General features: G+C 58.0%; 12 protein-coding genes. 11 read left to right on the top strand and 1 reads right to left on the bottom strand.

All coding sequences use genetic code 11. From position 1 onward, the window contains the following. The first annotated feature begins 8 nt into the window (after positions 1 to 8). Together ACFFSY_RS05805 and ACFFSY_RS05800 are read left to right on the top strand one after the other, a co-directional pair. Positions 9 to 1274: an adenosylhomocysteinase gene (locus tag ACFFSY_RS05805; RefSeq protein ID WP_377491242.1), complete on the top strand. Its 1266-nt coding sequence runs from the start codon at positions 9 to 11 to the stop codon at positions 1272 to 1274. A gap of 169 nt (positions 1275 to 1443) precedes the next feature. Continuing rightward, positions 1444 to 2541: a DUF4349 domain-containing protein gene (locus ACFFSY_RS05800; RefSeq protein WP_377491240.1), complete on the top strand. Its 1098-nt coding sequence runs from the start codon at positions 1444 to 1446 to the stop codon at positions 2539 to 2541. A 53-nt stretch (positions 2542 to 2594) separates the two neighbouring features. On the opposite strand, the gene ACFFSY_RS05795 is transcribed toward ACFFSY_RS05800, so the two are convergent. After that, the gene (locus ACFFSY_RS05795; RefSeq protein WP_377491237.1) at positions 2595 to 2909 is read right to left on the bottom strand and encodes a hypothetical protein; all 315 of its coding nucleotides are present in this window, start codon (positions 2907 to 2909) and stop codon (positions 2595 to 2597) included. Positions 2910 to 3135: 226 nt separating this feature from the next. Here ACFFSY_RS05795 and mraZ point away from each other — a divergent pair, with 226 nt between their 5' ends. The 9 genes from mraZ (at position 3136) to murD (ending at position 14979) form a co-directional block, all read left to right on the top strand. Next, positions 3136 to 3573 (top strand): division/cell wall cluster transcriptional repressor MraZ, encoded by a 438-nt coding sequence (gene mraZ, locus ACFFSY_RS05790; protein WP_377491234.1) that lies wholly within the window; start codon positions 3136 to 3138, stop codon positions 3571 to 3573. A 60-nt stretch (positions 3574 to 3633) separates the two neighbouring features. Beyond that, positions 3634 to 4566, top strand: a complete 933-nt coding sequence (gene rsmH / locus ACFFSY_RS05785) for a 16S rRNA (cytosine(1402)-N(4))-methyltransferase RsmH (RefSeq protein WP_377491231.1) — start codon at positions 3634 to 3636, stop codon at positions 4564 to 4566. A 61-nt stretch (positions 4567 to 4627) separates the two neighbouring features. Beyond that, positions 4628 to 5017: a cell division initiation protein gene (locus ACFFSY_RS05780; protein ID WP_377491228.1), complete on the top strand. Its 390-nt coding sequence runs from the start codon at positions 4628 to 4630 to the stop codon at positions 5015 to 5017. Positions 5018 to 5025: 8 nt separating this feature from the next. Then, positions 5026 to 7254, top strand: a complete 2229-nt coding sequence (locus ACFFSY_RS05775; protein ID WP_377491225.1) for a penicillin-binding transpeptidase domain-containing protein — start codon at positions 5026 to 5028, stop codon at positions 7252 to 7254. A gap of 241 nt (positions 7255 to 7495) precedes the next feature. After that, on the top strand, positions 7496 to 9424 hold the full coding sequence (locus ACFFSY_RS05770) for a stage V sporulation protein D (RefSeq protein ID WP_377491222.1): 1929 nt from the start codon (positions 7496 to 7498) through the stop codon (positions 9422 to 9424). 130 nt (positions 9425 to 9554) lie between these two features. Beyond that, positions 9555 to 11039, top strand: a complete 1485-nt coding sequence (locus tag ACFFSY_RS05765) for a UDP-N-acetylmuramoyl-L-alanyl-D-glutamate--2,6-diaminopimelate ligase (protein WP_377491219.1) — start codon at positions 9555 to 9557, stop codon at positions 11037 to 11039. Further along, entirely contained in the window at positions 11039 to 12439 is a 1401-nt protein-coding gene (locus ACFFSY_RS05760; protein ID WP_377491216.1) for a UDP-N-acetylmuramoyl-tripeptide--D-alanyl-D-alanine ligase, read from the top strand. The genes ACFFSY_RS05765 and ACFFSY_RS05760 overlap by 1 nt, the downstream gene beginning before the upstream one ends. Before the next feature lie 17 nt (positions 12440 to 12456). Next, a complete protein-coding gene (gene mraY, locus ACFFSY_RS05755; RefSeq protein WP_377491213.1) occupies positions 12457 to 13413 on the top strand; it encodes a phospho-N-acetylmuramoyl-pentapeptide-transferase in 957 nt (318 codons plus the stop codon). A 129-nt stretch (positions 13414 to 13542) separates the two neighbouring features. After that, a complete protein-coding gene (gene murD, locus ACFFSY_RS05750; RefSeq protein WP_377491210.1) occupies positions 13543 to 14979 on the top strand; it encodes a UDP-N-acetylmuramoyl-L-alanine--D-glutamate ligase in 1437 nt (478 codons plus the stop codon). Positions 14980 to 14981: the final 2 nt, after the last annotated feature.

Here is a 14981-nt window from a genome sequence, read left to right as displayed (position 1 = left end):
AAGGAGGAATGAATATCGTGAGCGCAAGAGAGAACAGCATTGTCGCCGATATGGCGCTAGCGCCCGAAGGGCATCTGAAAATCGACTGGGCGTCGGCCCACATGCCGGTGCTGAACCGGATTCGCGCACAGTTCGAGCAGGAGCAGCCGTTTAAGGGGCTGAAAGTGTCGATCTGCCTGCATCTGGAAGCAAAGACGGCTTATTTGGCCAAAGTGGTGCAAGCCGGCGGCGCAGAAGTGACGATTACGGGCAGCAACCCGCTGTCGACGCAGGATGACGTCTGCGCGGCTTTGGTGGAAGACGGCATTACGGTATTCGCCAAATACAATCCGGATCCGGAGGAGTTCAAGTCGCTGATCGTGCGTGCGCTTGAATCGAAGCCGGATCTCATCATCGACGATGGCGGCGATTTCGCGACGATTCTCCACGGCGAGCGCCCAGATTTGCTGCCGCAAATTCGCGGCGGCGCGGAGGAGACGACGACCGGCATTACGCGGTTGAAGGCGCTGGAGAAGGAAGGTACGCTCAAGCTGCCGATGGTAGCGGTCAACGATGCATACTGCAAATATTTGTTCGACAATCGTTACGGAACGGGCCAATCGGCATTCGACGGCATTATGCGCACGACCAACCTGATCATCTCTGGCAAAAACGTCGTCGTCGTCGGCTACGGCTGGTGCGGCAAAGGCGTGGCCATGCGCGCTAGAGGACTCGGAGCGAACGTCATCGTGACCGAAGTGGACGCGATCAAAGCGGTTGAAGCGCATATGGACGGCTTCACGGTACTGCCGATGCTGGAAGCGGCCAAAGTCGGCGAGCTGTTCATCACGGTCACCGGCGTGAAGGACGTCATCCGCGGCGAGCATTACGATGTCATGCGCAGCGGCGCGATTCTGTGCAACGCCGGCCACTTCGACGTCGAGTGCAACAAGCCGGAGCTCGCTGCGCGCGCGGTGGAGAAGCGCACGGTACGCAAGAATATCGAGGAATATCGTCTGGAGGATGGCCGCAGCATCTACCTGCTGGCAGAAGGCCGACTGGTCAATCTGGCCGCAGGCGACGGACATCCGGCAGAAATTATGGATACGACGTTCGCGCTGCAGGCGTTGTCGCTGAAATATGTGAACGACAACTACCAATCGATCGGCGCGAAAGTCATCAACGTGCCGTACGAGCTGGACGATCAGGTTGCTCGCTACAAACTCGAATCGCTCGGCATCTCGATCGATTCGCTGACGGACGAACAGAAGAAATATCAGGAGAGCTGGACGTAACAACGGCTAGATCGACGATAGGCTGCCTGCGGGCGGCATGCTCTCTTAGGGAGCATGCTGCTTACGCGGGCAGCTTTTTGGTTTTTATCATTTTCGCACCATTTGAAACATTTCCTGGAAGTTGGCGTCTATGAAGGTGGAAGCCAATAGAAAAAGGGGTGCTTATGGCATGCGAAAAAGAAAATGGCTCACGGCAATGGGGTATACGGGATTGCTAATGCTGCTTATGGCGTTCGCGAGCGGCTGCAGCAGCGCGAATAACTCGGATAGCGGCAATTCGGCCAAAGCCGTGGCGAATGCGCCAATGAACGCCGCGGCCGGCAGCGAAGCGGAAAGTCCAGCCGCGATGGAGGGCGCGGCGGACCAGACAGCCGCGACGCAAAGCGCTTCGACTGACGCGGGATCGGGCGGAGGCGAGGCTAGTGCGGGAGGGCAGGCGGGCTCATCGCTCGGCGCGATCGCCGATTCGGACGGATTCAATCGCAAGATCGTCTACAGGGGCAACGTTTCGATGGAAGTGGAAGACTACAAAGCGGCTCAACAATCGGTTACCGGTGCGATTGCGAACTCGGGCGGCTACATTTTGCAATTTACCGATCAGCAGACGTCATCCGAGCTCGGCGGCACCTATACGATCAAAGTGCCAGCGAATGGATTTATGTCGTTCTTGGCGGGAATTGAGAAGCTGCCGCATCTCGCGTTCGAGAAGAGTATGGAGGGAACCGACGTGACGGAGGAATACGTCGACCTGGAATCGCGGCTGAAGGCGCGGGGCGTCGTCGAGGCAAGATTGCTGGCGTTCATGGAGAAGGCGGAGTCTGCCACGGCGCTGCTCCAATTCTCGAAAGAGCTCGGCGAGGTGCAGACGGAGATCGAACGGATTAAAGGACGGATGCGGTATTTGGATCAAAATGTCGCGTATTCCACGATCGAGCTGCGTATCTACCAGAAGTCGGCCGAGCCGATCCGGACGCTGTCGGAAGAGAAGAAATTCGGAGCCCGAATCGCCGGCGCATGGAGTGGAAGCTTGTCGTTTCTGGCCGAAGCCGCGCAGGTGATCGTCATCGTCTTGACCGCGATTCTGCCGGTTGCCGTCGTACTGGGGATTATTGCTGTGCCGGCCTATGCGGTCTACCGAAGGAAGAGGAAGCATGCCATTCGCGAGCCGCGCGAGGAGGGGATACCCGCGTCGGTCGGGCTGCCGGCCGAACAGATGGAGTCGCCCCAATCCGTCGCGGACCAGGAGCGGGATAGAGTGGACGAATAAGTTAACCGTAGCCACGATGCGCGTAAACAAATAACAAGAGCCGGATCGCGCCTTCAGATGAGGGTAGGCGATACCGGCTCTTTATGTTTGAGGCAGCAGGATAGTGCCAGCGAACAGCGAATCGCTTCCGCGCGCGCCATGCGTCTTCTCTCTTCGTCCGACGTCCGTACGAATCGGGGCTGTTGATAAAGCGCAAGCAGCGCTTCTTCGCTGGCGGCCGCCGCGTCCTTCGCGTTGCCGAGCAAATAATGGGCAATCTCATAGCACAGCTGCTCGACAGGGCGGAGGAGCTCGATTCTTAAACTGGCGGCCTCTTCGCTGGGCAGTAGGAACTGATCGCTCGAAGCACCGCTCATCATTTTATTCATGCACCGTCACTCTTCTCCTTCTCTTGCGTCAGGTTCTAGCTTACACGAAAGAAACGTCCAAAAGGTTTCAAAACCGTAACAAAGTTTTTACACGTTTAAGCACATAAAATATTTTTAAAAACGTTTCTTACAAGCAGGAATTGCAAAAGGGGTGGCGAATAGAACAAACCAAGTGGTGAAAAGTGGTGGCAAGTGGAGGGTTTGGGGGAAGGGGTGGAGCGGCCGCATGTTTATGGGGGAGTATCAGCACAGCATCGACGATAAGGGCCGTCTCATCATTCCCGCCAAATTCCGCGAAGGTCTCGGGGAACGATTCGTCGTCACTCGGGGCTTGGACAACTGCCTGTTCGTTTATCCGATGAGCGAGTGGGGGCTGCTGGAGCAGAAGCTGAAGTCGCTGCCGCTCATGAAGTCCGACGCCCGCGCGTTCTCGCGCTTCTTCTTTTCGGGGGCGACGGAATGTGAGCTGGACAAACAGGGAAGGGTAAATTTACCGAACATATTATGCGAATACGCCAAGCTGGACAAGGAATGCGTCGTGCTGGGCGTTTCGAATCGGGTGGAAGTGTGGAGCAAGCCGATTTGGGAGGGCTACTTCAAGCAATCGGAAGAGACGTTCAACGAAATCGCCGAGAAGCTGGTTGATTTCGATTTTAATTTTTAGGAGGCGGCCCCCGGGAGACCGGATCGGCCGACCTATCCTTAGAGCCAGGAGGGCTGCAGCTTGTTTCAACATATAACGGTGCTCAAGGAAGAGGCGGTCGATGGCCTCGCCATTAAGCAGGATGGCATTTACGTAGATTGCACGCTCGGTGGAGCGGGGCACAGCGAATTGATCGCGTCACGACTCGGTCCGCAAGGACGATTAATCGCGTTCGACCAAGATGATTGGGCGCATGATAACGCCCGCGTCAGACTTGCGCCATATATGGACCGCGTTACGCTGGTCCGGCGGAATTTTCGTTACTTGGAAGAAGAATTAGCGAAGCTCGGCATTGCCGGCGTTGATGGCGTGCTGTTCGACCTCGGCGTATCCAGCCCGCAGCTGGATGAAGCGGACCGGGGGTTCAGCTACAATCACGATGCGCCGCTCGACATGCGGATGGATCAGCACGGCATGTTAACAGCAGAGATGATCGTGAATGAATGGGAGGAGCGGGAGATCTCGCGGATTATCGCCGATTACGGCGAAGAGAAGTTCGCCCGCCAGATCGCGCGCAAAATCGTGAACGCCCGGGCGGAGAAGCCGATTGAGACGACCGGCGAGCTGGTTGAACTCATTAAGGCCGGTATTCCGGCTGCGGCGCGCAGAACGGGACCGCATCCAGCCAAACGCACATTCCAGGCATTGCGCATCGCGGTGAATGACGAGTTAGGCGCGGAGGAGACGGGGCTGGAGCAGACAGTGCGCGTACTCAACCCGGGCGGGCGCGCATCGGTCATTACGTTCCACTCGCTGGAGGACCGGATCTGCAAGCAGCTGTTCGCCAAGTATGTCGAGCGCTGCACGTGCCCGCCCGATTTTCCGATGTGCGTCTGCGGCGGAACCGGTCTGCTGAAGCTGGTCAACCGCAAGCCGATTCTGCCGAGCGAGGAGGAGCTGGAGCTGAATCCGCGCTCCCGTTCAGCGAAGCTGCGCGTCGCCGAGAAACTATAACGAATCTACTTTAAACATACATGGAACCAACCATCAAAACTTAATTAGGAGGGGACACGAATTGGCTTACACGAATGGCAACCTGGCGCTTCAGCCCAAACGCAAACCGGAGCAGCTGCCGTCTTACCGGGAGAAGAAGACGAAAGTCACGAAGCGCAAGTCGTTGCCAACGCGGGACAAGCTGATCATTCTCATGACGATCGTGCTTGTCTTCTCTACGCTGGCTTTCATCAATTACCGGTATAATCAAATCTATGCAGTGAACTACCAAGCCAAGGAAGCTTCGAAGGCGCTTAGTCAACTTGAAGTGGAGATCGGAGAACTGCGCAAAGTCGTCGAGACCGAGAGCAGCCCCGACAAAATTGCGCAGAAGGCGAAGGAACTCGGCATGATCCCATCGCCCGGCAATGACATCATCGTGGAAAACTCGGCAGCCGGAACGAAAGAATAGGTGAGCTTATGACAAAGCGAATCAAATTACGGACGTTATTGGTCGGAGGGGTAATCACCCTCCTTTTTGCTGTCCTGTTCTCGAAGATCTATTGGGTGCAAGTGGTCGAGGCCGACTTCTGGTCCGACAAGGCGCGCAAAGTATGGTCCAGCTCACAGACGCTCAAGCCGGTACGCGGTACAATCACCGACCGCGACGGCAACGTGCTGGCCATGGATTCGGCGGCTTATATCGTCGCGGTCAATCCGGAGATCATACATAAGCTGGGCACCGAGGATTTCGTGGTCAGCAAGCTGCATCTGATTCTCGGCAAGAAGGAATCGGAGCTTCGCGACATCATCACCGCTAAGAAGGAAGACGGCAATTATTATACGCAGCGCGAAGTGCGGCCGGAAGGGTTCAAGATTGACAAGGCGACCAAAGACCGGGTCGTGGGGTTGACCGAAGAGCTGAAGAAGATGAAGCCGAAGGCTAATGATGTCGGTATATATTTGCTGCCTGAGACGAAGCGGTATTATCCGAAGGATTCGATGGCTGCTCACGTGCTTGGTTATATCAATAAGGACGGCAAAGCAGTCGGCGGCATCGAGTCGTATTTGAACAAGGAATTAGGCGGCACGGAAGGCAAAATCAAATACGAGCGCGACGGCAACGGCATTATCCTCGAGGATGGAACCGTCGAATTCGTTCCCTCGAAGGACGGCAGCAATGTCAAGTTGACGATCGACGCCGACATTCAGCATTACGTGGAGGAAGCGATCCAGGAGGTGTACGACAAGTACCAGCCGCACAGCATCTCGGCGATCGCGGCCGATCCGCAGACGATGGAAATCCTGGGGATGGCGAATTTGCCGACGTACAATCCGAACGAATATTGGAAATCGTCGCAGGCCGGCTTCTTCAACCATATCGTCCAGTCGCAATACGAGCCGGGCTCGACGTTCAAGATCGTGACATTGTCAGGCGCGGTGCAGGAAGGATATTTCAACCCGAACGATTCCTATATGTCCGGCTCGATTAAAGTCGGCGGCAAAATTATTAATGATATAAAGCGCGGAGGCTGGGGCGAAATCACCTATTTGGAAGGTTTGAAGAAGTCTTCTAACGTTGCTTTCGTCAAGCTCGGTTATGAAATGCTCAAGACCGACAAGCTGCTGCAGTATATCCAGGATTTCGGCTTCGGCGTGAAGACCGGCATCGAGCTGCCGGGCGAGATCAAAGGGGACGTCGACATCGACCGCAATATTCCGCGTGACGTGGCGACCGTGACGTTCGGACAGAACGTGGCCGTCAGCCCCATACAGCAGGTAGCCGCGATCGCGGCCGCCGCCAACGGTGGGCGCCTGCTCGAGCCTCATATCGTCAAGGAAATCGAAGATCCGACGACGAACAAGACGGTCGTCAAGCAGCCGAAGATGATTCGTCAGGTCATCTCCAAAGAAGCATCGAAGAAGGTCAGCGAATATTTGGAGCAGGTCGTCTCCGACGGTACCGGCAAGAACGCCTATATCCCGGGATATCGGGTGGCGGGTAAGACCGGTACGGCGCAGAAGGTCGTGAACGGCGTATATTCCAAAGACGAATTCGTCGTCTCCTTCATCGGCTACGCGCCGGCGGACAATCCGAAGATCATCGTCTACGTCGTCGTCGACAGCCCGAATGACAAGGACCTGGGCGGCGGCGCGGTCGCGGCACCTGTGTTCAAGAATATCGTGCAGAACAGTCTGCGCCACATGGGCATCGCCCCGCAGCTGCCCGAGACGGACGAAGGCGGAGACGCGAAGCAGAAGGATCCGATGATCAGCGTGCCCGACTTGAACGGCAGTTCGCCGGAACAGGCGAAGACGAAGCTGCAAGCGAAAGCGCTGAAAGCCGAGATCGTCGGCAAAGGGACGACCATCAAGCAGCAAATCCCGGCCTCGGGCACGAAGATCGCGCTCAATCAGACCGTCTATCTGCTGACGGAAGAGCGTTCCGAGTTAGCGGTCCCTAATATGAGAGGCAGCTCCTTGCGCGAAGCGCTCGAGATCTGTTCGCTGCTCGGCATTCAGGCCGTCGCCGTAGGCGAAGGGTTCGTCACGGACCAGACGCTTGCGAAACTGAACGGAGAGCGGGTCGTCAAATTGACGCTGGCGCCTCCGAATCCCGATGAATCCGCGAATGATGCGCAAACGGAGGAAGGAAGCGAAGACGCTACGGAAGATGCCCCTGACGCAAACGCGCCTAGCGGCGATTAGGCTTGAATGAAACGCCGCGCCGCCTATGAAGACGAAGCCGTTTGACCGTGAATTCTAAGAGTGTGTAAGCTTCGCGTATATAAATGAGCTTAGAATTCGCCGGAATCAAACTCGTCTCGCCACAAGAGCCGGCGGCACTGGTTTCACCGTGTTCTAACCGTTACCCGCTTCGAATAGGCTTGGATTAGGATAAGCAGTCACTGCTGCCTGATTTTGTACGCCGATCGGAGGGGAAGTAAGGTTGAAAGTTTCGAATGTCACGGTCCGCAGGCGTTTGTTTGTCGCGCTGATCATTTCCATATTGGCCTTCTCGGCGCTGATAGCAAGGCTTAGCTACGTGCAGTTGATGAAAGGCGAGGAGCTAGCGGCCAAGGCGGAGGAGTCGTGGCGGCGCGAAATCCCGTTCACCGCCAAGCGCGGCGAGATTTGGGACCGAAACGGCGTCAAGCTTGCGTACAATATAAGCTCGCCTACGATTATGGCGCTGCCCGTGCAGATCAAGGATGCGAAGGGAACGGCGGCCAAGCTGGCCAATGTACTCGGCATGACGCAGGAGAAGGTGTACGCCTTGCTCAAGAAGAAAGCGATGATCGTCAATATTCAACCAGGCGGACGCCAGATCACGACGGAGAAGGCGCAGTTGATCAAGAACATGAATTTGGACGGCATCGTCGTGGCGGAGGACAACAAACGGTATTACCCGTACGAAGACCTCGCCTCGCATATTTTGGGCATTGTGGGCTATGACGGCGGGCTAACCGGCGTCGAAGCGAAGTACAACAAGTATTTGGCCGGCATGAACGGGAACGTGGCGTTTCTGTCGGACGCGGCGGGACGGACGATGCCAGGGTCCTCGGACACCTACGAGAAACCGAGGGACGGGCTCAACATGGAGCTGACTATCGATAAGCATATTCAGACGATCATGGAGCGCGAACTCGACCAGGCCATGGTCAAGACGCAGGCGGATAACATTATCGCCATCGCGATGGATCCGGACAACGGCGAGATTCTCGGCATGGCGAGTCGGCCGGCGTTCGAGCCCGATAAGTTCCGGGACGTGGATGCCTCGGTGTATAACCGGATATTGCCGATTTGGAAGACGTACGAGCCTGGCTCGACCTTCAAGATCATTACGCTCGCGGCGGCGCTCGAAGAGGGCAAGGTCGATCTGAAGAAGGAGACCTTCTACGACAAGGGCGCGGTCATGGTCGGCGGCGCTCGGCTTCGGTGCTGGAAGCGCGGCGGCCACGGAAGTCAGACGTTCTTGGAAGTCGTGCAGAATTCCTGCAACCCGGGGTTTGTCGAGCTCGGCAACCGGCTTGGCAAAGAGACGCTGTTCCAATATATCCGGGATTTCGGCTTCGGCAAGAAAACCGGCATCGACTTGGGCGGCGAAGAGAACGGCATCATGTTCAAATTGAACCAGGTCGGCCCGGTGGAACTGGCGACGACGGCGTTCGGGCAGGGCGTGTCGGTTACCCCGATCCAGCAGATCACAGCCGTGTCGGCCGCCATCAATGGCGGTACGCTGTACAAGCCGCATGTGGCGAAAGCTTGGATCAACCCTGAGACGGGCGAGACGGTGGAGACCGTCAAACCGGAAGCGGTGCGCAAGGTGATCTCTGAGCAGACGAGCGCGCAAGTGCGCGAAGCGCTAGAGAGCGTCGTAGCTCTCGGCTCCGGACGCAATGCGTTCCTCGACGGTTATCGCGTCGGCGGCAAGACGGGTACCGCGCAGAAGGTCGTTAACGGCCGCTACTCTCCGAATGAACACATCGTCTCGTTCGTCGGATTCGCGCCGGCGGATGATCCGGAGATCGTCGTGTATGTCGCGGTCGACAATCCGCAGGGCATACAGTTCGGCGGTGTCGTTGCCGCTCCGATCGTGCACAACATCTTGGAGGACGTGCTTCCGTACATGGGCGTAAAGCCGCGTGCGGAGCAAATTCCGAAGACGTATAAATATGGCGACTTGCAGCAGCCGATCGTCACCGTGCCGAACTTGGTCGGCAAGACGGTCAGCGAGATTTACGAGGATTTGAACATGAATTTCACGCTGGCTTCGGCCGGCACGGGCAATACCGTCATACGGCAGGCGCCCGCCGCGGGGACGCGCGTAGAGCAGGGCTCGACGATCCGGATATATTTGGCACAAGATGGGGACTAAAAGGCGGAGGCCAAATTAGCGTATAATGGTAAGAAGCGTGTGAAAGACAGGAATGGCCGCGGCGCCTGGCCGCCTTCCGCATGAAGGCTGCCAGGCGCTAGGCTCATCCAAGCTTAGGAGGAAATGCAGCATGAAATTAGAACGATTGGCCAGCTTGCTTCGGACGGCTCGCCTGACGGGCGGCGCCGACACCGAGATAACGGATATGCAGACCGATTCCCGCGCGGTGAAGATAGGCGACCTCTTTATCTGTTTGCCGGGCCATACACAAGATGGCCATCTCTACGCGCCGCAAGCGGTAGAGAGGGGAGCCGCGGCGCTCGTGGTGGAACGTAAGCTCGATCTTCCGGTGCCGCAGCTGATCGTGAAGAGCGCCAGACTCGCGATGGCGGTGCTGGCCGACGCGTTCTTCGCCAGACCAAGCCAATCGGTCAAGCTGATCGGCATTACCGGCACGAACGGGAAGACGACGACGACCTATTTGATCGAACGCATTTTGCAAGACGCGGGTCACGCGCCGGGCGTCATCGGCACGGTGGAGCGCCGCTTCGCCGGCCAATCCCATCCGATGGCGCGCACGACGCCGGAAGCGCTGGAGCTGCAGCGATATTTGGCTCAGATGCGGGATGCCGGCACGGATTATTGCGCGATGGAAGTATCGTCGCACGCGCTGGAGCAGGGGCGCGTGAAGGGCTGCAGGTTCCGCACCGCGGTGTTCACGAACCTGACGCAGGATCATCTCGATTATCATGGGTCGATGGAGCGCTACGCGCAGGCGAAAGGACTGCTCTTCAGTCGGTTAGGCAATGAATACGGCACGGAAGAGAGTGATCGCGCCTACGCGGTGCTGAATGCCGACGACGCCGCATCCGAGACGTTCGCCAAGATGACGGCGGCCGAAGTCATTACATACGGCGTGGATTCGCCGGCCGACGTGCGGGCGACCGACATCCGCATTACAGCCCATGGCACGTCCTTCCGTGTGGAGACGTTCCAAGGTTCGTCCGACATCACATTGCAGATGGCAGGCAAATTCAACGTCTATAACGCGCTTGCCGCGATCGCGGCAGCGCTGCTCGAGAACGTCGCGCTGCCTCAGATCAAAGCAAGCCTCGAATCGCTGCCGGGCGTACCCGGACGCGTCGAAGCCGTGCAGGCGGGACAGCCATTCGCGGTCATCGTCGATTACGCGCATACGCCGGACGGCTTGGAGAATGTGCTGAAGGCGGTGAAGGAATTCGCCGCGGGCAAAGTGATTTGCGTGTTCGGCTGCGGTGGCGACCGCGACCGGACGAAACGGCCGATTATGGGGCAAATTTCGGCGAGATACGCGGATTATTCCTTCGTCACGTCGGACAACCCGAGGACGGAGGAGCCGCTGCAGATATTGGCCGATATCGAGGCGGGCTTACACGCGGATTCCGTGTCTACCGAGCGTTATGAGCTCATCGAGGACCGCCGCGAAGCGATCCAAAAAGCGGTTGAAATGGCCAGCCCCGACGATGTAGTATTGATTGCGGGGAAGGGCCATGAGACCTATCAGACGATCGGGACCGTCAATTATGATTTCGACGACCGGGAAGTAGCCAAAGAAGCGATAAGGAGTCTTGCATAGTGATAAAACGAACGTTAGCCGATATAGCGGCCATGAGCGGCGGGACGCTGCGGCATGAGAGCCGCCAAGGCGAGGAGATTGCCGGGGTGACCACGGATTCCCGGAAGGTCGGCGCGGGGCAATTATTCGTGCCGCTTGCCGGCGAGAACTTCGACGGACATGATTACGTCCTCGGCGCGCTCGCCGCCGGCGCGAACGCCGCCTTCTGGCAAGCATCCAGGCCGATACCGTCCGAACTAGCGGACGCGACGCTCGTGCTCGTGGACGACACGCTCGAAGCGCTGCAGCGTCTAGCCTCCGCCTACCGCGAGCAGCTGAACGTGCGCGTCGTAGGCGTAACGGGCAGCAACGGCAAGACGACGACCAAAGATATGATCGCGGCCGTGCTCGCGAGCACGTTCAAGGTACATAAGACGGCCGGCAATTACAATAACCACATTGGTTTGCCGCTGACGGTACTAGACATGGAAGAGGACGTCGAGGCCGCCGTGCTTGAGATGGGGATGAGCGGCTTCGGCGAGATCGATCTGCTGACCCGAATCGGCCGACCTGACGTGGCGATTATTACGAATATCGGGGATGCTCACCTGCTTCAGCTGGGATCCCGCGAAGGCATCGCGAAGGCCAAGCTCGAAATTGCGGCGGGTATTCGCGAAGGCGGCCTGCTGCTGTTCAATGGCGACGAGCCGCTGCTCCATGCGGGAGTGGCGGCTTTGCCGTCGACCTTCGAGAAGGAGACGTTCGGACTCGGGGAGGCGAACGATTGGCGGGCGGATAACGTGGACGTGGATGCTGTTTCCTCCGCGTTCGACGCGCACGGGAAGAATGGCGTCGGCATTCCGGACATCTCGATTCCGGTGCCGGGCCGGCACAACGTGTCGAACGCGCTGGCAGCCATTGCCGCAGGTCTTCGACTGGGCGTACCTATCGGGCGTATCGCGGGTAGCTTAGCAGCCTTATCGCTTACGGGAATGCGGATCGAGCCCGTGCGCGCCTATAACAATGCCCTGGTGCTCAGCGACGCTTACAACGCCAATCCGACGGCCGTGCGGGCAGCTATCGATCTGGTCGCCCAGCTGTCTGGATACCGCCGGAAGTGGCTCGTGCTCGGCGATATGCTCGAGCTTGGACCGGAGGAAGAAGGGCTTCACGCCGGCATCGGCGATTACGTCACGGCGGCTAAGGCCGACCGGTTGCTGACGTTCGGCCCGCTGTCGAAGCATACGGCGGCGGCCGCTTCGCGCAACCTTGCGGATGACGGCGCGGTGCGCGCCTTCGAAGCGAAGGACGAACTGATCGGATGGCTGCTTGCAAGACTTGAGCCGGAAGATCTGGTATTAGTGAAAGGGTCGCGCGGCATGCGCATGGAAGAAGTCGTTCATGCGCTCCAGCGCGGATAAGAGGTGAGAATCAGGTCATGGACATCAAGGTCATTCTACTGTCAATCGGCGCTTCCTTTTTGCTTGCGGTTCTGCTCGGACCTTTGTTCATCCCGCTGCTGCGCAGAATGAAATTCGGCCAGCAAATCCGGACGGACGGCCCCCAGAGCCACTTGAAGAAGAAGGGAACGCCGACGATGGGCGGCATCATCATCATGTTGGCCGTTCTGCTCGCTTTCTTGAAGTTTTCCGATAAGACCGCGGAGTTCTGGGTGCTGCTCGTCTCCTCGCTCGGTTTCGGGCTCGTCGGTTTTCTCGACGACTATATTAAGATCGTATTCAAACGCTCGCTCGGCCTGACCGCGCTGCAGAAGCTGATCGGACAGCTTGTATTCGCCATTATCGTATGCGTCCTGCTGATCCAAATGCATCACAGCACGGCGGTGTCGATACCGGGAACCGGCACGGTAATCGAACTGGGCTGGCTGTATTATGTGCTCGTCGTCATCATGCTGTTCGGTACGACCAATGCCGTGAACTTCACAGACGGCGTTGACGGGTTGTTGTCCGGCACCGGCGCCGTGGCGTTCGGCGCTTTCACGCTGCTTGCCATGCATGCCAGCGAGCACGAATCGGCCGTGTTCTCGGCGGCGATGATCGGGGGGTTGCTCGGCTTCCTTGTCTTCAATGCCCATCCGGCTAAAGTATTCATGGGCGACACCGGATCGCTTGGCATTGGAGGCGGCATGGCGGCCGTGGCTATTTTGACCAAGACCGAATTACTGCTCGTCATTATCGGCGGTGTGTTCGTCATCGAGATGCTGTCGGTTATTCTGCAGGTCGGCTCGTTCAAGCTGCGCGGTAAGCGTATCTTCAAAATGAGCCCTATCCATCATCATTTCGAACTCTCGGGCTGGAATGAGTGGCGGGTCGTGACGACGTTCTGGGCGGTTGGCATTGTGCTCGCGGTTATTGGCGTCCTGCTCGGCAGATAATGGGTTTAAGCTGTTTCGCGAAGAGGCGCGGCGGGTGAATAGGTAAAGGAAACTGTCCTTTACGAACCTGCAGCCTCTTTGCTTTTACGTGCCAAACATAAACGATGTCATAGAAATCGGGGGTACATCATGGAACATCCTTCCGCATACAAAGGCCGGCGCGTCGTCGTGCTGGGCCTGGCCAAGAGCGGCGTTAGCGTCGCCAAGCTATTCCATAAACTAGGCGCAATTGTCACGGTCAATGATCAAAAAGAACGTCAATTATGCCCCGAAGCGGACGAGCTGGACGCTTTGGGCGTTTCTGTTATCTGCGGGGGACATCCCGTTGACCTGATTACGGCGGAGACGGCTTTGGTCGTCAAGAACCCGGGAATCCCGTATACCGCGCCGCCCGTCAAGCAGGCGCTTGCCCTTGGATTGGACGTGGTGACCGAGGTGGAAGTCGCGTATCTGCTCTCTTCCGCGCAGCTGATCGGCATTACCGGCTCGAATGGCAAGACAACGACGACGACGTGGATCGGCGAAATGCTGGAGGCATGCGACATGAATGCCATCGTCGCGGGCAATATCGGTACGCCGCTCAGCGAGGTTGCGCTGTCCGCGCGGCCTGACGACTGGATAGTCGCCGAGCTAAGTTCGTTCCAGCTGAAAGGGACGCAGGCGTTCCGTCCACACGTCGCGGTGCTGCTTAACGTCTCGGAGACGCATCTGGATTATCATGGCGGCATGGACGACTACGTGGCATCCAAAACCAAACTGTTCGCCAACCAGACGTTCAAGGATACGGCCGTGCTGAACGCGGATGATCCGTTATGCCGTCAATTGATGGAGAGCGGAACGCTGCGTGCAAGGGTGCTGCCGTTCTCGGTGACGCAGCGGCTTGATTACGGCGTATTCGTCGATCCCCCGTTCCCGGCCGATCTTGCCGAGCCTGCGGGAGATCAGAAGCGCAGCATTCGGTACATAGACCAAAGCGGCGGCGACCAGACGATCGTCGGCGTCGACGAGTTGGGTATACCTGGCCGCCACAACGCCGCTAACGCGGCAGCGGCCGTGGCCGCTTGCATCGCGGCCGGCGCGGAGCCGGACCTTCTAGCGTCACCGCTGCGCGGTTTCCGGGGCGTCGAACACCGGCTTGAATTCGTCCGCGAGAAGGACGGCGTGAAGTTCTACAATAATGCGAAGGCAACCAACGCGGCCGCGACGATCATCTCCTTGCACTCCTTCCCGGGAAATATCGTCTTGATAGCCGGCGGGCTCGATCGCGGATCTGACTATGAGGAGCTCGTGCCGCACTTGAAGACGCAGGTGAAGGGCGTTGTCGCGCTAGGCCAGACGCGGGGCAAAATCGCGCATGCCGCAGAGCTGGCGGGTTTAGCGGCGATCAAAATCGTCGAACCTGAGGAGGACGCCGAAGCCACGCTGCGCCTAGCGGTGCGCGAGGCCGCCTCCATGGCGGAGCCGGGGGATATCGTGCTGCTATCTCCGGCCTGCGCCAGCTGGGATATGTTTCAATCCTACGAGACCCGGGGGCGCATTTTTAAACAAACGGCGCATACGTTGTAAGT

It is taken from the genome of Paenibacillus aurantiacus (assembly GCF_042431225.1).
Lineage (GTDB): Bacteria > Bacillota > Bacilli > Paenibacillales > Paenibacillaceae > Paenibacillus_Z > Paenibacillus_Z aurantiacus.
The sequence above is the reverse complement of the archived record's forward strand: the minus strand, read 5'-3'. Positions and strand labels throughout refer to the sequence as shown.

Excerpts from the sequence above, each read along its gene's own strand:
- ACFFSY_RS05775 (WP_377491225.1), top strand. The coding sequence starts at position 5,026 with ATGACAAAGCGAATCAAATTACGGACGTTATTGGTCGGAGGGGTAATC.
- mraZ (WP_377491234.1), top strand. The coding sequence starts at position 3,136 with ATGTTTATGGGGGAGTATCAGCACAGCATCGACGATAAGGGCCGTCTC.
- ACFFSY_RS05765 (WP_377491219.1), top strand. The coding sequence starts at position 9,555 with ATGAAATTAGAACGATTGGCCAGCTTGCTTCGGACGGCTCGCCTGACG.
- mraY (WP_377491213.1), top strand. The coding sequence starts at position 12,457 with ATGGACATCAAGGTCATTCTACTGTCAATCGGCGCTTCCTTTTTGCTT.
- ACFFSY_RS05800 (WP_377491240.1), top strand. The coding sequence starts at position 1,444 with ATGCGAAAAAGAAAATGGCTCACGGCAATGGGGTATACGGGATTGCTA.
- ACFFSY_RS05805 (WP_377491242.1), top strand. The coding sequence starts at position 9 with ATGAATATCGTGAGCGCAAGAGAGAACAGCATTGTCGCCGATATGGCG.
- murD (WP_377491210.1), top strand. The coding sequence starts at position 13,543 with ATGGAACATCCTTCCGCATACAAAGGCCGGCGCGTCGTCGTGCTGGGC.
- ACFFSY_RS05795 (WP_377491237.1), bottom strand. The coding sequence starts at position 2,909 with ATGAATAAAATGATGAGCGGTGCTTCGAGCGATCAGTTCCTACTGCCC.